12 protein-coding genes are annotated in these 15,409 nt (G+C 63.1%); 8 read left to right on the top strand and 4 right to left on the bottom strand.

The genetic code is table 11. The features are described from left to right. Positions 1-98: 98 nt before the first annotated feature. The 3 genes from sucC to R3217_03160 all read left to right on the top strand — a co-directional run bounded on the left by sucC (position 99) and on the right by R3217_03160 (position 3,927). Positions 99-1,262, top strand: coding sequence for an ADP-forming succinate--CoA ligase subunit beta (gene sucC, locus R3217_03170; GenBank protein MDX1454433.1), 1,164 nt, complete (start codon positions 99-101; stop codon positions 1,260-1,262). Positions 1,263-1,293: 31 nt separating this feature from the next. Next, positions 1,294-2,169, top strand: a complete 876-nt coding sequence (gene sucD, locus R3217_03165) for a succinate--CoA ligase subunit alpha (protein MDX1454432.1) — start codon at positions 1,294-1,296, stop codon at positions 2,167-2,169. Positions 2,170-2,283: 114 nt separating this feature from the next. Further along, a complete protein-coding gene (locus R3217_03160; GenBank protein MDX1454431.1) occupies positions 2,284-3,927 on the top strand; it encodes an NAD+ synthase in 1,644 nt (547 codons plus the stop codon). A 27-nt stretch (positions 3,928-3,954) separates the two neighbouring features. Here R3217_03160 and R3217_03155 read toward each other — a convergent pair whose 3' ends face one another. Continuing rightward, a complete protein-coding gene (locus R3217_03155; protein ID MDX1454430.1) occupies positions 3,955-4,764 on the bottom strand; it encodes an outer membrane protein assembly factor BamD in 810 nt (269 codons plus the stop codon). Between the two features lie 138 nt (positions 4,765-4,902). On the opposite strand from R3217_03155, the gene rluD reads away from it, so the two are divergent. From rluD to clpB, 4 genes are all read left to right on the top strand, one after another. Beyond that, positions 4,903-5,832, top strand: coding sequence for a 23S rRNA pseudouridine(1911/1915/1917) synthase RluD (rluD, locus tag R3217_03150; GenBank protein ID MDX1454429.1), 930 nt, complete (start codon positions 4,903-4,905; stop codon positions 5,830-5,832). Beyond that, on the top strand, positions 5,819-6,601 hold the full coding sequence (pgeF, locus tag R3217_03145) for a peptidoglycan editing factor PgeF (GenBank protein ID MDX1454428.1): 783 nt from the start codon (positions 5,819-5,821) through the stop codon (positions 6,599-6,601). The genes rluD and pgeF overlap by 14 nt, the downstream gene beginning before the upstream one ends. Positions 6,602-6,671: 70 nt before the next feature. Beyond that, complete coding sequence (locus R3217_03140) at positions 6,672-7,457, top strand: ZIP family metal transporter (protein MDX1454427.1); 786 nt, start codon at positions 6,672-6,674, stop codon at positions 7,455-7,457. 190 nt (positions 7,458-7,647) lie between these two features. Beyond that, positions 7,648-10,230, top strand: coding sequence for an ATP-dependent chaperone ClpB (clpB, locus tag R3217_03135; GenBank protein ID MDX1454426.1), 2,583 nt, complete (start codon positions 7,648-7,650; stop codon positions 10,228-10,230). Between the two features lie 62 nt (positions 10,231-10,292). On the opposite strand, the gene R3217_03130 is transcribed toward clpB, so the two are convergent. The 3 genes from R3217_03130 to R3217_03120 are packed head-to-tail and all read right to left on the bottom strand — an operon-like array spanning position 10,293 to position 13,497. Beyond that, entirely contained in the window at positions 10,293-11,120 is an 828-nt protein-coding gene (locus R3217_03130; GenBank protein MDX1454425.1) for an SDR family NAD(P)-dependent oxidoreductase, read from the bottom strand. A gap of 32 nt (positions 11,121-11,152) precedes the next feature. Next, entirely contained in the window at positions 11,153-12,328 is a 1,176-nt protein-coding gene (locus tag R3217_03125; protein ID MDX1454424.1) for a hypothetical protein, read from the bottom strand. Further along, positions 12,325-13,497: a PKD domain-containing protein gene (locus tag R3217_03120; GenBank protein ID MDX1454423.1), complete on the bottom strand. Its 1,173-nt coding sequence runs from the start codon at positions 13,495-13,497 to the stop codon at positions 12,325-12,327. Before R3217_03120 ends, R3217_03125 begins: the two co-directional genes overlap by 4 nt. Positions 13,498-13,805: 308 nt before the next feature. On the opposite strand from R3217_03120, the gene aspS reads away from it, so the two are divergent. Then, positions 13,806-15,409 (top strand): aspartate--tRNA ligase (aspS, locus tag R3217_03115; GenBank protein MDX1454422.1); only part of this gene is annotated, 1,604 nt, incomplete at its 3' end.

The following is a 15,409-nucleotide window of genomic DNA, read 5'->3' as shown; positions in this document are numbered from 1 at the left end:
TGCCCGGAAATCCTTGCCACTGTGGCAGTTTTTGCGAATTGGCGCCATTTCAGCCAAAATACGCGCTTCATTTTTGACCCTCCAACACGCGGATAACCATGAATCTTCACGAATATCAGTCGAAAGCGCTTTTTGCGAATTATGGCATGCCTGTTCCACGCGGAAAGGTGGTCGATTCCGCCGCCGCCGCAGCGTCAGCTGCCGAGGAACTGGGCGGCAACCTCTGGGTCGTCAAGGCCCAGGTTCACGCAGGCGGCCGCGGCAAGGCCGGCGGTGTCACGCTCTGCAAGACTCTTGATGAGGTCCGTGAGGCGGCCGACAAGATGATCGGCATGACCCTGGTCACCCACCAGACCGGACCGGAAGGCCTGCCCGTCAGCCAGCTGCTGATCGAAGCCGGCTCCGACATCTCGCGCGAGCTGTACCTGTCGGTGGTCGTCGATCGCGACACCAGCCGCATCACCTTCATGGCCTCCACCGAGGGTGGCATGGACATCGAGGAAGTCGCCGAGAAGACCCCGGAAAAGATCTTCAAGGTCCACGTGAACCCGGTGACCGGCCTGATGCCGTTCCAGATGCGCGAACTGGCCTTCGGCCTCGGCATCACCAAGGAACAGCAGAAGGATTTCGGCAAGATCGTGCAGGGTCTTTACAACATGTTCGTTGAAAAGGACGCCTCGCTGGTCGAGATCAACCCGCTGATCATCACCACCGACAACCGTGTCGTGGTGCTGGACGCCAAGGTGAACCTCGACGATTCCGCCATGTTCCGTCACAAGGACCTGGCCGAGATGCGCGATCCGACCCAGGAAGACGAAAAGGAAAACATCGCCCACGAGCACGAGCTGAACTACGTCCAGCTCGACGGCAACATCGCCTGCATGGTGAACGGTGCGGGCCTGGCCATGGCCACCATGGACCTGATCAAGCTGCACGGTGGCGAGCCGGCCAACTTCCTGGACGTTGGCGGTGGTGCAACCAAGGAGCGCGTGACCGAGGCCTTCAAGCTGATCCTGTCGAACGAAGACGTGGAAGGCATCCTGGTCAACATTTTCGGCGGCATCGTCCGCTGTGACCTGATCGCCGAGGGCATCCTCGCGGCGGTGAAGGAAGTCGGTGTCACCGTGCCGGTCGTGGCGCGTCTCGAAGGCACCAACGTCGACAAGGGCAAGGAGCTGCTGGCGAATTCCGATGTCGCCGTCCAGCCGGCCGACGACCTGACGGACGCAGCGAAGAAGATCATCGCCGCGGTCGCCAAGTAAGCCCACTCACCGAATTCAGGAAGCATTAGCAATGAGTATTCTTATTGATAAAAACACCAAGGTGATCACCCAGGGCTTCACCGGCCAGCAGGGCACCTTCCATTCCGAACAGGCGATTGCCTACGGCACGCAGCTCGTGGGTGGCGTTACCCCCAACAAGGGTGGCGACAAGCACCTCGACCGCCCGGTATTCAACACGGTTGGCGATGCGGTTTCCGAAACCGGCGCCGATGCCTCGATGATCTTCGTGCCGCCGCCGTTTGCGGCCGACGCGATTCTCGAAGCCGCCGATGCCGGCATCAAGACCATCATCTGCATCACCGAGGGCATCCCGGTCGTCGACATGATCAAGGTCAAGCAGGCGCTGAAGGATTACCCGGAAGCCAACCTGGTCGGCCCGAACTGCCCGGGCGTGATCACGCCGGGCGAGTGCAAGATCGGCATCATGCCGGGCCACATCCACAAGCCGGGCAAGGTCGGCATCGTGTCGCGTTCGGGCACCCTGACCTACGAAGCCGTGCACCAGACCACCGGCAATGGCCTTGGCCAGTCGACCTGTGTCGGCATCGGTGGCGACCCGGTCCGCGGCATGAACTTCATCGAAGTCATCGAACTGTTCGAGAAGGATCCGCAGACCGAAGGCATCATCATGGTCGGCGAAATCGGCGGTACCGACGAGGAAGCGGCTGCCGAGTTCATCAAGTCGAACGTCTCGAAGCCGGTGGTGGCCTACATCGCGGGCGTGACTGCGCCTCCGGGCAAGCGCATGGGCCATGCCGGTGCGATCATCTCCGGTGGCAAGGGCACGGCCGACGAGAAGTTCAAGGCGCTGGAAGCTGCCGGTGTGACCACCGTGCGTTCCCCGGCCGAACTGGGCGAAGCGATTCACGCCAAGCTCGCCGGCTGATGCTTTTGCAGTGAAGTTGTTGGAAAATCCCCGCTTCAGCGGGGATTTTTGTATGCAAGGCCCGCTTCGGCGGGGATTTTGTATGCAGGGTAATTTTTCTTCCCAGGGAGCAACATGAGCAACACCTTGAACATCAGCATGGCCCAGGCCAACCCGACAGTGGGAGACGTGCCGGGCAACGTCGACAAGGTGCTGGCGCTGACGGCCCAGGCGGTCCGCGAGCAGGGCGCCGAGCTGGTGATCTTCCCCGAATTGATGCTGACGGGTTATCCGCCGGAAGACCTGCTGCATCACGGTGGCCTGCGCGGGCAACTGCATGCCGGCTTCGAGCGCCTGCTGGCAGAGTTGCCCGAGGGTGTGGCCGTGCTGCTCGGCCTGCCGGAATACGTGTTCGACAGCGGGCGGATCTTCAATACCGCGCAGTTGCTGACTCGCGGCCATGTGCTCGGCGTGTATCGCAAGCAGTTGCTGCCGAATTACGGCGTGTTCGACGAAAAGCGTTATTTCGTCGAAGGCGACGTGCCCTGCGTGGTCGAGTACCAGGGCTTCCAGTTGGGGCTCACCGTTTGCGAAGACCTCTGGCACCCGGGCGTGGCCCGGCAGACGGCCGATGCCGGTGCCGACGTGCTGCTGAATGTCTCGGCGTCGCCCTTCCAGATGGGCAGGCAGATGCACCGCGAGGCCGAGGTCCTCAAACTGCGGGTCGAGGAATGCGGCCTGCCGATCGTCTACGTGAACCTGGTCGGTGGCCAGGACGAGCTGGTGTTCGATGGCGGTTCGCTGGCCGTCAGCCGGCATGGGCGCGCCGCGGTGCGCAGCGCTGCCTTCGATGAAGTGCTGACGCCGGTTCGTCTCAGGCGCGAGAACGGCGTGGTGGATGTCGAACCGGGCGAGGTGCATGTCGAGGGCAGCCAGGAAGAAAGCGTCTACAAGGCGCTGGTCATGGGTGTGCGCGACTACGTCAACAAGAACGGCTTCCCGGGGGCATTGCTGGGGCTTTCCGGCGGTATCGACTCGGGCCTGACCCTGGCGATCGCCGTCGATGCGCTGGGTGCCGACAAGGTCACCGCAGTGATGATGCCGTCGCAGTACACCTCGGACATCAGCACGACCGAGGCCGCGCGCCAGGCCGAGATGCTGGGCGTGACCTACCATTCCATCGCCATCGAGAAACCGGTGGTCGCGTTCGAGGACATCCTGGCGTCGGTATTCGAAGGCCTGCCGCCGGACACGACCGAGGAAAACATCCAGGCGCGGTCGCGCGGTGTGATCCTGATGGCCTTGTCCAACAAGTCCGGCGACATCGTGCTGACCACGGGCAACAAGTCCGAGATGGCCGTGGGCTACGCGACGCTGTATGGCGACATGGCAGGCGGCTTTGCGGCGCTGAAGGACGTGCCGAAGACACTGGTGTACCGCCTGGCGAAGTACCGCAACGGGCTGTCGCCGGCGATTCCGGAGGTGGTCATTACGCGACCGCCATCGGCCGAACTCAGGCCGGACCAGAAGGATTCGGATTCGCTACCGGATTACGACACCCTGGATGCCATTCTCGAGGCTTACGTCGAGGACGATCTCAGCGTGGCCGAGGTTGTTGCGCGGGGTTTCGATCGGCAGACGGTCGAACGCGTGGTCGGACTGGTGCAGCGAAATGAATACAAGCGTCGCCAGGCACCACCGGGGGTGAAGATTTCCCGTCGCGCCTTCGGCCGCGAACGGCGCTATCCCATCACGTCGGGCTACCGCCACCAGAAGTAGATCCGGTGGCAGGTTGCCGCTCGACGGTCAGTCGTCGAGAAAGTCCGGGGGCAGGACGGCAGGTTGCCGGTCCGGGTTGGCCGCCAGGACGGCACGCGGCTGGGCTACCAGGTCATCGATGCCCAGCTCCGTGTAGCCTTTCACCAGGATCATCAGCGCGTCGACTTCCGCCGGCGTGCCCTGGAAATCTTCCAGCACGCGATTGGCACGACGGATGGCCGACATCCAGGCGCCGCGGCGAATGTAGTAATCGGCGACGTGAATCTCGTGCCGTGCCAGGCGGTATTTCAGTTCCAGCATGCGCTGGCGCGCATCCACCGAGTACTTGCTGTCCGGGTAGCGCAGGATCAGGTCACGGAAATTGGCAAAGCTCTTGCGAGCGTAGTCGACATCACGCGTGGCCGCGTCGACATCGAAAACGCGTTCCAGCACGTTCGGCGGATCCCGGTAGTAGGCCACGCCCTTCATGTAATAGGCGTAGTCGATGGCCGGATGGCGCGGGTTCTCGCGAATGAAGCGCTCGGCTTCCTCGCCCACCATGTCTGCCTGGTCAAGCTGGTGCATGGCATACAGCGAGTCCAGGTGGGCCTGCACGGCATAGGGCGTGAACGGGTAGCGCGCCATGATGGTGTTGAGTCGGTCGGCGGCCAGCGGGAAATTGTTGTTCACCAGGGCCTCGTTGGCCTTGGCATACAGCACGTCAGCGGGCTCGATGTAGTCATCCGGTTTGCTCGCGCAGGCGCCAAGCGCCATGGCGAGTGCCAGGAGCAGGGCCAGGCGGCCAAGCGAGCCGGGAAGAGCTGTTTCGATCGAACGAGCGTGCAAGCGGGTGAACATGTAGGGAATCCATAAACTGTTAGAATGCACGGGCCTTCGGGACCCGTCGGGCGAGGGCGAAGCATAGCAGATCAAGGCCGATCTCCGGGAGGGGCAGTGGCGCAGACTTACCAGCATGACGGTGAAATTCCTGTGGAGATGGCCGGCCAGCGGCTGGACCAGGCGCTGGCCCGCCTGTTGCCGGACTATTCCCGCTCCCGCATCAAGCAATGGATCGACGCCGGCCGGCTGACGCTGGATGGCCGCATTCCCAAGCCCCGCGATGCCGTGCGTGGCGGCGAGCAGTGGGTGCTGGAGGCGGAGGCCGAGAACGAGGTGCCGCTGAAGCCGGAGGCCATTCCGCTGGATATCGTCTTCGAGGACGACGCGCTGTTGATCATCAACAAGGCGGCCGGGATGGTTGTCCATCCGGGCGCCGGCAATCCGGACAACACCCTTCAGAACGCGCTGCTGCACCATGCGCCGGAGCTGGCCAACGTGCCGCGGGCCGGCATCGTGCATCGGCTGGACAAGGAAACCTCCGGCCTGCTGGTGATCGCCAAAACGCTGGCGGCGCATACCGCGCTGGTGGCCGCGCTGGCCGAGCGCGACATCAGCCGCGAGTACGAGGCGGTCTGTGTCGGCGTGATGACGGCTGGCGGCACGGTTGATGCGGCCATTGGTCGACACCCGGTCGATCGCAAGCGCCAGGCCATCAGGCCCACCGGCGGTCGCGAGGCCGTGACGCATTTTCGTGTCATGCAGCGCTACCGCGCCCATACCCACGTCGCGGTCAAGCTGGAAACCGGCCGTACCCACCAGATTCGCGTGCACATGGCGCACATTCGTTATCCGCTGGTTGGCGACCCGGTCTATGGCCGCCGCCTGGTGCTGCCCAAGGGGGCCAGCGAAGAAACCCGCAACGTCTTGCAGGGATTCAAGCGCCAGGCCCTGCATGCCCGGCGGCTGGGGCTGGCGCACCCGGTGACCGGCGAGGCCCTGCAGTTCGAAGCGCCCTTGCCGGATGATTTCCAGCGCCTGCTGCAGGTGCTGGCAGCCGATCTCAAGGAACACGATGAGCGCACCTGAATTCCTGCTGCCGAACTGGGAGGCGCCGGACAATGTCCGGGCAGCGACCAGCCTGCGGGTGGGCGGTGTCAGCCAGGGCAACTACGCCGGCTTCAACCTGGGCGACCATGTCGGTGACGATCCCGACGCCGTGGCGGGCAACCGGCGCCTGCTGAAGGGGCGGCTGGGGCTGCCGGCCGAACCTCGCTGGCTGGCGCAGGTGCATGGCACCGATGTCCTGCGTGTCACGGGGGCGGCCCCTGATACGCCGCCCGAGGCGGATGCCGCCTGGACGGACGAGCCCGGCCAGGTACTGGCCATCCTGACGGCGGATTGCCTGCCCGTGGTGTTTTGCAACCGGGCAGGGACCCGGATCGGCATTGCACATGCCGGCTGGCGCGGGCTGGCCAACGGCGTGCTGAGGGCGACGGTAGAGGCGATGACTGCGGATGGCCTTGGCCACGACCAGCTGCTGGCGTGGCTGGGGCCTGCCATCGGGCCGGATTCCTTCGAGGTCGGTACCGAGCTGCTGGAAACCTTTGCCGCGCAATTGCCGGGTGCGGAGGCTGCCTTCAAGACCCACGGTCACGACAAGTACCTGGCCGACCTCTATGATCTGGCACGCTTGGAGCTGGCGGGGCTGGGCGTCGGGTCGGTGCGCGGCGGCGGGCGCGACACCTTCACGGAAACCGATGCCTTCTTTTCGCACCGGCGCGACGGGCAGGGCGGTGTCGGCAAGGCCGGTGGCACGGGTCGCATGGCCACGCTGGCCTGGCTGGCTGTCGAATGAGCTGCTATCGAACGACGCGCGGCGCTGTGCGAGAATGCCGCGCTGACAGCCATTCCCGGAACCTGATCACATGACCCTCCTGCTCGCCATCATTCTCTTTACCGCGCTTGGCGGCGTGCTGGGTGCCGTGATTGCGTCGCTGTTCCTGTTGCTGTCCGATGCCTGGCATCGCCGCTTGCTGCCACACCTGATCAGTTTTGCCGTGGGCGCCTTGCTGGGCGCTGCCTTCCTGGCACTGTTGCCGCATGCCATGGAGCTGGCGGGCAATACGGAGATGCACCGCATCGGGCTGACCTTTGTCGTGGGCATCCTGATCTTTTTCATTCTCGAAAAGCTCGTCATCTGGCGGCACTGCCACCATGACGAGTGCGTTACCCATGCACCGGATTCGGCACACCATCACCCCGAGCGCAGCGCCGGCGCCTTGATCCTCATCGGAGACGGCTTGCACAACCTGGTCGATGGCGTGCTGATCGCAACGGCTTTCCTGACCGATTTCCACCTCGGCGTGGTGACGGCGCTGGCCGTGGCGGCCCACGAAATCCCGCAGGAAGTGGGCGATGTGGCGGTATTGCTGCAATCGGGCATGAGCCGCGGCAAGGCGTTCCTGTTCAACATTCTCGCCTCGCTGACCTCGGTGCTGGGCGGCATTGCGGCCTATTTCGCACTGGAAACTGCGGATGCAGTGCGGCCCTATGTCCTGGCCATCGCGGCGGGCAGCTTCGTCTACGTGGCGGTGGCCGATCTCATTCCTGGCCTGCACAAGCGAACCGACCTGAAAGGCGGGGCACAGCAGGTGATCATGATCTTTGCCGGGCTTGGCATGATCATGCTGGGCCATTCCCTGCTTCACTAGCCCCCGTGCCACTGTGTCCCGGCCTGTGGATAACTTGAAAATCCGCAGCGCGCCCCCATCTCTCAAGCATTGAAATTCAACGGCGCGCACGGCTGACGCAGGTCAATGCGTCCAGCGCTGCCTCGCGCCGACAATCAAGGCATGACCGCTGCGGACCTGCGGCGGATGCCATGGGAGAAATCACATGCGAATGGACAAGCTGACCTCCAAGTTCCAGCTGGCACTGGCCGATGCCCAGTCGCTGGCGGTCGGTCGTGATCACCAGTACATCGAGCCTTCGCACCTGCTGCTGGCCCTGCTGAACCAGGAAGGCGGCACGGTGCGGCCGCTGCTGCAGAAGGCGGGCGTCAATCTCAATGTGCTTCGCTTGCAGTTGCAGGAGGCGCTCGATCGCCTGCCGCAGGTCCAGGGCAGCGCTGGCGAAGTCCACCTCTCGAACGATCTCGGCAAGCTGCTCAACCAGACCGACAAGCTGGCACAGCAGCGCAAGGACCAGTTCATTTCATCCGAGCTGTACGTGCTGGCAGCGGTCGATGACAAGGGCCCGGCCGGGAAGGCGATGAAGGAAGCGGGTGCCGTCCGTGGTGCCATCGAAAGCGCCATCGATGAAGTCCGCGGTGGCGAAACGGTGAACGATCCGAATGCCGAGGAACAGCGCCAGGCGCTGGAGAAATACACCATCGACCTGACCGAGCGCGCCGAGCAGGGCAAGCTCGATCCGGTGATCGGTCGCGACGAGGAAATCCGGCGGGCCGTGCAGGTACTGCAGCGTCGCACCAAGAACAATCCGGTGCTGATCGGCGAACCCGGTGTGGGCAAGACTGCGATCGTCGAGGGCCTGGCCCAGCGCATCATCAACGGCGAAGTGCCGGAAGGCCTGAAAGACAAGCGCGTGCTGTCGCTGGACCTCGGCGCGCTGCTGGCCGGTGCCAAGTACCGTGGTGATTTCGAAGAGCGCCTCAAGGCGGTGCTGAACGACCTGGCCAAGCAGGAAGGTCGCATCATTCTCTTTATCGACGAGATTCACACCATGGTTGGCGCAGGCAAGGCCGAGGGCGCGATGGATGCGGGCAACATGCTGAAGCCGGCGCTCGCACGTGGCGAACTGCATTGCATCGGTGCGACCACGCTGGACGAGTATCGCCAGAACATCGAAAAGGACGCGGCGCTGGAACGTCGCTTCCAGAAGGTGCTGGTCGACGAGCCCAGCGTGGAAGACACCATCGCCATCCTGCGCGGCCTGAAGGAACGCTACGAAGTGCACCATGGTGTCGAGATCACCGACCCGGCAATCGTGGCTGCCGCGACGCTGTCGCATCGCTACATTTCGGACCGGCAGTTGCCGGACAAGGCCATCGACCTGGTCGACGAAGCCGCCTCGCGCATTCGCATGGAAATCGATTCCAAGCCGGAAGAAATGGATCGCCTCGAACGCCGTCTCATCCAGCTGAAGATCGAGCGTGAAGCGCTGAAAAAGGAAAAGGACGCGGCTTCGCAGAAGAGGCTTTCCGATCTCGAGCAGGAGATCGACGAACTGGATCGCAAGTTCTCCGACCTGGAAGAGATCTGGAAATCCGAAAAGGCGGCCATGCAGGGCGCCACGCACATCAAGGAAGAAATCGAGCGGGCCAAGCAGGAGATGGAAACGGCACGGCGTGCCGGTGACCTCAACCGCATGTCGGAACTGCAGTACGGCCGCCTGCCGGAACTGGAGAAGCAGCTTGCGACCGCATCGGAAGCCGAGCAGCAGGAAACGACCCTGCTGCGCAACAACGTGACTGACGAGGAGATCGCCGAAGTCGTGTCGCGCTGGACCGGCATCCCGGTGTCCAAGATGCTGGAAGGCGAGAAAGACAAGCTGCTGCGGATGGAAGAGGAGATTCGCCGTCGGGTGGTTGGCCAGGACGAGGCGGTCACGGCCGTGTCGAATGCCATCCGCCGTTCGCGTGCCGGGCTGGCCGATCCGAACCGACCGATGGGTTCCTTCCTGTTCCTCGGTCCGACCGGTGTCGGCAAGACCGAGTTGACCAAGGCGCTGGCGCACTTCCTGTTCGACACCGAAGAGGCGATGGTGCGAATCGACATGTCGGAGTTCATGGAAAAGCATTCCGTGGCGCGGCTGATCGGCGCACCACCGGGTTACGTCGGTTACGAAGAAGGCGGTTACCTGACCGAGCGCGTGCGCAGGAAGCCGTACTCGGTAATCCTGATGGATGAAGTCGAGAAGGCGCATCCCGACGTGTTCAACGTGCTGTTGCAGGTACTGGACGACGGGCGCCTGACCGACGGTCACGGCCGTACGGTGGATTTCCGCAATACCATCATCGTGATGACCTCCAACCTGGGCTCGGAAAGAATCCAGGACCTGTTCTCGGAAGGGGCAGGCGAAGACAATTATTCCGCAATGAAGTCGGCGGTAATGGAAGTGGTCGGCCAGCACTTCCGGCCGGAGTTCATCAACCGCGTCGACGAGTCGGTGGTGTTCCATCCGCTGGGTCGGGAACAGATCCGTTCGATTGTCGACATCCAGGTGGACTACCTCCGGCGCCGGCTGGCAGATCGGGACATGGCGCTGGAGTTTTCAGAGGCGGCACTGGACCGCCTCGGCGATGCCGGCTTCGATCCGGTCTACGGTGCACGCCCCTTGAAGCGAGCCATCCAGCAGCAGGTCGAGAACGCGCTGGCGCAGGAAATCCTCAAGGGTGCCTTGTTGCCGGGTGACACGATCAGGGTGGATGTCGACGCGGATGCGCTGACGTTCAGGACGTCCTGAACGCGATCAGCTGACCTGGTTGCCCGTCCGTTCTCCGGGCGGGCGTGGTCCTGGTCGGGAAGTCAGCTGATGCGGGCCAGCAGTGCGTCCAGCCAACGTTCCGGGAGCAGGCGTTTCAGCCAGGTCAGCCAGTGGGCCGGACCGGTGACGAGGTAACGCAGCGCCGGGTGCTTCGATTCAATGGCGGTCACGATTCTTGCGACGACCGCTTGTGGCGGTTGCGAGAAGCCGATCTTGCCGTCTTCCTGTTCGCGTTCCTTGCGCAGCCCGGCATAGCGTTCGGCATGGCGACTGTTCTGCATGTCGACATGCCGGTCGGCCTGCTGCTGTGCATTGAGGCGAAAGCGGGATTCGATGGGGCCGGGATTGATGGTGATGACCTTGATGTTGCGATCCCGCAACTCCAGGCGCATGGACTGCACGAAGCCTTCAAGGGCGAATTTCGATGCATTGTAGGCACCGCGCCAGCGCATCGCGACCAGGCCGAGAATCGAACTGATCATCACGATTCGCCCCTTGTCGCTCCGTTCGAGCAGGGGCAGCAGCCGGTTGGTCAGGTCAATGGTGCCAAAGACATTCGCTTCGAATTGCGTCCGCATGGCGGCGCGGGAAAGATCTTCGACGGCTCCGGGGAGTGCAAAGGCCGCGTTGTTCACCACGGCATCCAGTACGCCGCCGGTCAGGTGTGCTATCGCGGCGCAGGCTGCAGCGACGCTGTGCTCGTCAGCCAGGTCCAGGTGAACCGGATGCAGCCCCGCGGCGCGCAGCGCCTCGAGGTCGGCTTCACGGCGTGCAGTGGCGATGACCTCGTAGCCACGCGCTGCCAGGGCAACTGCGGCCGCACGGCCGATTCCCGATGAGCAGCCCGTTATGACAATCCAGCGCGTCACTCTGCATGGTGCCCGGCGATGCCGGGCACGCCTCAGAATTCGTCGAAGGCTTCGAGAACGAAGCGCTGTTCGATGGTGCCGGAGAGGGCCGGCGTCGTTTCGTTCAGCTGGTAGACCGTGATCTGGAGGTAGGCCGGATCGGCAGCCGCCGTGACACGAATCGTCGAGCCGCCAGCAACGACGAAATCGATCTGCCCGGACGTCATCCGCATTTCACCATTGGTTTCGGCGAAGGTGACCGCGGGATCGAGTCGCAACGTCCAGTCGGAGTTGAGCGTGCTCGATGTCAGTCGGGCCTTGCCGAAGAATTCCGTGTTGTCGAAACGGATGCGCAGGTCGGGGGATTCCAGCGAATATTCGCTGACCGGGTTGTCCACTGCATTGAAGCGCAGCGCCTGGACGAAATCTCCCTCGAGCAGGAAGTCTTCCTGGCTCGCGCTCATCGAGTAGCTGCCCTGGGTCACGAGGCGGAAATTCGACGCGACGCCGGTATCCACGCCCTCGTTGTCGAAGCTGTTGCCAAGGGCAAAGTCGTCACTGCGTGTATCACCGCCAATGCCCAGCCCGGTCGGTGCATCCAGGGGATTGAGGGTGGAGTCGAAACTGCAGCCATCGAATTCGTAGCGGCGCTCGTCATCCGGACCGAGCAGCTGGTCGTCCTCGGGATCTTCCCAGGCGGTCAGCGTTGCCGTACCAGCGACATCGCACTGGAGGGTGGCGGGCAAAGATGCGCCGCCCAGCTGTGCTTCCGTTGCCGTGTCCAGCGCGGCCAGTTGCGGCTGCAACTGGGCAAGGCTTGTGGACATGAACTGGAGGGTGGCGAAACCGCTGCGCAGCAAGGCGACATAAGCGGCCATTTCCGGCACGTTCTCCAGGGTGACCGTGGTCTCGACAGTCGAGGTGTTCTGGCGGCGATCGACGGTGGTCAGTTGCACGACCTGTTCGCCGCCGGTGGAAAACACGTGACGAACCTTCCGGCCGGATTCAACCACGCCACCGGGAAAGTCCCAGCGAAAGCCGAGGTTGCCGTCCACGTCGCCGTTGTCGCCATCGGCCGTGAACGTGCAGACGAATTCATCACAGGTGTAGCTGATCGAGCCGGTCGGTGGCGTTGCATCATCGATGCTGCCGCCGCAGGCGCCCAGCAGGGCAACTGCAAGCAGGCATGACAGTCGGGATACTTTCATGTTGGTCAACTCGGTAGTCATTGGATCACCGCCAGGTCGTCGAAGGTCACGATGACCTGGGACTGCGGGAATCTGATGGTGTCGTCGATGCTGCCGTTGCCGTCCTCGTCGATTTCCAGCATCAGGTATTCGGGATCGGCATCGACGCTGACAGCGACAATCGCGGTACCGAACGTGACCGTAAAGGACCCGTCGGAGATCGCCGGCGTGTCACCGGTGTTGTCGATGACCAGCGGGGCATCGATGACCACGTTGGTCTGGAAATTGCTGGCGCCCTTGCCGTAGCGATAGTCCATGCTGCCGGTCATGTTGTCCGGCCCCGGCACGACGGCGTACAGGTTGAAGCTGGTGTCCACGATCAGGTTCGGCCCGCCTTCCTCGGCGATGTTGATGATCGACGCCGCCGGGCTGCTGATGTTCAGGCCGACAATGTCGCCCGACGAGCGACTCGCGCCAAACACCATGTCGCCACGGTAGCTCCAGCGCTCCAGCTGCTCTGTCGTTACCCCGAGGCCGATATCCGCAGGCGAGCGCAAGGCAAAGTCGGTGCCATCGTAGTCGTCTTCAAGGCCGATATCGGCGTCGGAATCGAGCAGTCGGTCCGTCTCCGTTTCGCAATCGGCCGGACGCAGGTTTACCGCTTCGCCGTTATCGATGACCAGGTTGGCATTGGCATCGTCCCAGCTGTCCACGATGGCGCTGCCGGACACGGGGCAGGACAGGTCGTAGCCGTTGCTTGGCGGCACGCCAGCGGCTTCGACTTCGTCCTGCAGGATGTCGGCCGACTCCACGAAGGTGGTCGCGGTATCGAACAGGAACAGCATGTTGGTGACTGAACGCTGCACGGCCAGGAAATACTCGACGGTATCGGTGTTCTCGATCGTCACCGTCTCGAACTCCTGGTCGAGCTGGCCAAAGTCGTCAGCGACGCGCAGCTCGACTTCGTAGTCTGCCGGTTCGACGTAGGCGTGCTGGACAACCTGCCCGAACGCGCCATTGCCGTCACCGAAGCTCCAGGCATATTCAAGACCGGTACCAACTCGGGCGACCGATTCCGACGCGTCGAAGGTGCAAAGGTAATCGATGCATTCCACGCTGATGCGCGCAATGGGTCGATCACTGTCGTCGCCGCCACAGGCAGCAAGGCCGAGGAAGCTGCATGCCAGCATAAGGAAACCCAGGATTCTCATCGGGTTGGGAACTCCACATCAGTTTGAGCGATGCCAAATCGTCCTCGGGCGGAAGGCAACCGCCGGGACAGGATCAGCGCATTTCGGAAGGTCGCAAGCCTACCAGTATTGCCGCCCCCCTGAGAAGCCGAAAAACCTGTCAATTCACGGACTTTCCACACTCGCCAGCGGCCTCGGACGGGCCCGTCAAGCGGTCCTTTCGGTTGCGGTAACTGCCTGAAAAACTTAATATCCCGCCTCTTCTGGCCGGTATGCGCCGGCATTTTTTCGTTTCGGGCCCCTCGGGCCCCGCTGAGTTGGAAGTGCAAATGCGCAGTCATTATTGCGGACAGGTAGATGAATCCCTTCTGGATCAAGAGGTTACGGTATGCGGCTGGGTGCATCGCCGGCGTGACCACGGTGGCGTGATTTTCGTCGACCTGCGCGACCGGGACGGTCTGCTGCAGGTGGTGATGGATCCGGACGAGAAGGACGTGTTCGAAAAAGGCGAGCGCGTGCGCTCCGAGTACGTCCTCAAGATCACCGGCAAGGTTCGTCGTCGCCCCGAGGGCACCGAGAATCCCAAGCTGAAGTCGGGCCAGGTGGAAGTCTATGCCCGCCAGATGGACATCCTGAACACGGCCGAGACGCCGCCGTTCCAGCTGGACGAGGCGGACGAGGTCAGTGAAGAGCACCGCCTCAAGTACCGCTACATCGACCTGCGTCGTCCCGAGATGCAGCGCCGCCTGCGCCTGCGCCACGACCTGACCTCCAGCATTCGCCGTTACATGGACACGGCCGGCTTCATCGACATCGAAACCCCGATGCTGACCAAGGCCACGCCGGAAGGCGCGCGTGACTACCTGGTGCCGTCGCGCACCCATCCGGGCAAGTTCTTCGCGCTGCCGCAGTCGCCGCAGATCTTCAAGCAGCTCCTGATGATGTCGGGCTTCGATCGTTACTACCAGATCGTCAAGTGCTTCCGTGACGAGGACCTGCGCGCCGACCGCCAGCCGGAATTCACCCAGCTCGATGTCGAGACCTCCTTCATGGACGAGGAAGGCATCATGGGCCTGATGGAAGAGATGGTGCGTACTGCCTTCCGCGAGACCCTGGACGTCGACCTGCCGGCCGCCTTCCCGCGCATGCCGTATGCCGAGGCCATGCAGCGCTTCGGTTCGGACAAGCCGGATACCCGCATCCCGCTGGAACTCGTGGAAGTGGCCGACATGGTCGCGGACTGCGACTTCAAGGTCTTTTCCGGCCCGGCGAAGGATCCGAACGGCCGCGTCGCCGCGCTGAAGATCCCGGGCGGCAACGAAATCAGCCGCAAGGAAATCGACGAGTACACCAGCTTTGTCGGTCGCTATGGCGCCAAGGGACTGGCCTACATCAAGGTCAACGACGTGGCCAAGGGCAAGGAAGGCCTGCAGTCGCCGATCGTCAAGTTCCTGTCGGACGAGGCCTGCAAGGGCATCCTCGACGCGACGGCGGCTGCCGACGGCGACCTGGTGTTCTTCGGTGCCGACAAGGCCAAGGTGGTCAATGACGCGCTCGGCGCGCTGCGCCAGAAGATCGGCCACGACCGCGACATGGTCGAGGGCGAGTGGGCGCCGCTGTGGATCGTCGACTTCCCGATGTTCGAATACGACGACAAGGATGGCCGCTACTATTCCATGCACCATCCCTTCACCGCGCCGAAGGTCGACACGCCGGAAGAGCTCACCGGCGAGCTCGACAGCATTGTCTCGCGGGGTTACGACATGGTGCTGAACGGCTACGAAATCGGTGGCGGTTCGGTGCGTATCCATCGCCAGGACATGCAGGCGAAGATCTTCGAACTGCTGGGCATCGAGAAGGACGAGGCGGAAGAGAAATTCGGCTTCCTGCTGACCGCGCTGAAGCACGGTGCACCGCCGCATGGCGGCATGGC

The organism is Gammaproteobacteria bacterium, from assembly GCA_033720895.1.
GTDB lineage: Bacteria > Pseudomonadota > Gammaproteobacteria > Natronospirales > JAJUFS01 > JAWWBS01.
The sequence above is the reverse complement of the archived record's forward strand: the minus strand, read 5'-3'. Positions and strand labels throughout refer to the sequence as shown.

Excerpts from the sequence above, each read along its gene's own strand:
- sucC (MDX1454433.1), top strand. The coding sequence starts at position 99 with ATGAATCTTCACGAATATCAGTCGAAAGCGCTTTTTGCGAATTATGGC.
- sucD (MDX1454432.1), top strand. The coding sequence starts at position 1,294 with ATGAGTATTCTTATTGATAAAAACACCAAGGTGATCACCCAGGGCTTC.
- R3217_03160 (MDX1454431.1), top strand. The coding sequence starts at position 2,284 with ATGAGCAACACCTTGAACATCAGCATGGCCCAGGCCAACCCGACAGTG.
- R3217_03155 (MDX1454430.1), bottom strand. The coding sequence starts at position 4,764 with ATGTTCACCCGCTTGCACGCTCGTTCGATCGAAACAGCTCTTCCCGGC.
- rluD (MDX1454429.1), top strand. The coding sequence starts at position 4,903 with ATGGCCGGCCAGCGGCTGGACCAGGCGCTGGCCCGCCTGTTGCCGGAC.
- pgeF (MDX1454428.1), top strand. The coding sequence starts at position 5,819 with ATGAGCGCACCTGAATTCCTGCTGCCGAACTGGGAGGCGCCGGACAAT.
- R3217_03140 (MDX1454427.1), top strand. The coding sequence starts at position 6,672 with ATGACCCTCCTGCTCGCCATCATTCTCTTTACCGCGCTTGGCGGCGTG.
- clpB (MDX1454426.1), top strand. The coding sequence starts at position 7,648 with ATGGACAAGCTGACCTCCAAGTTCCAGCTGGCACTGGCCGATGCCCAG.
- R3217_03125 (MDX1454424.1), bottom strand. The coding sequence starts at position 12,328 with ATGACTACCGAGTTGACCAACATGAAAGTATCCCGACTGTCATGCCTG.
- R3217_03120 (MDX1454423.1), bottom strand. The coding sequence starts at position 13,497 with ATGAGAATCCTGGGTTTCCTTATGCTGGCATGCAGCTTCCTCGGCCTT.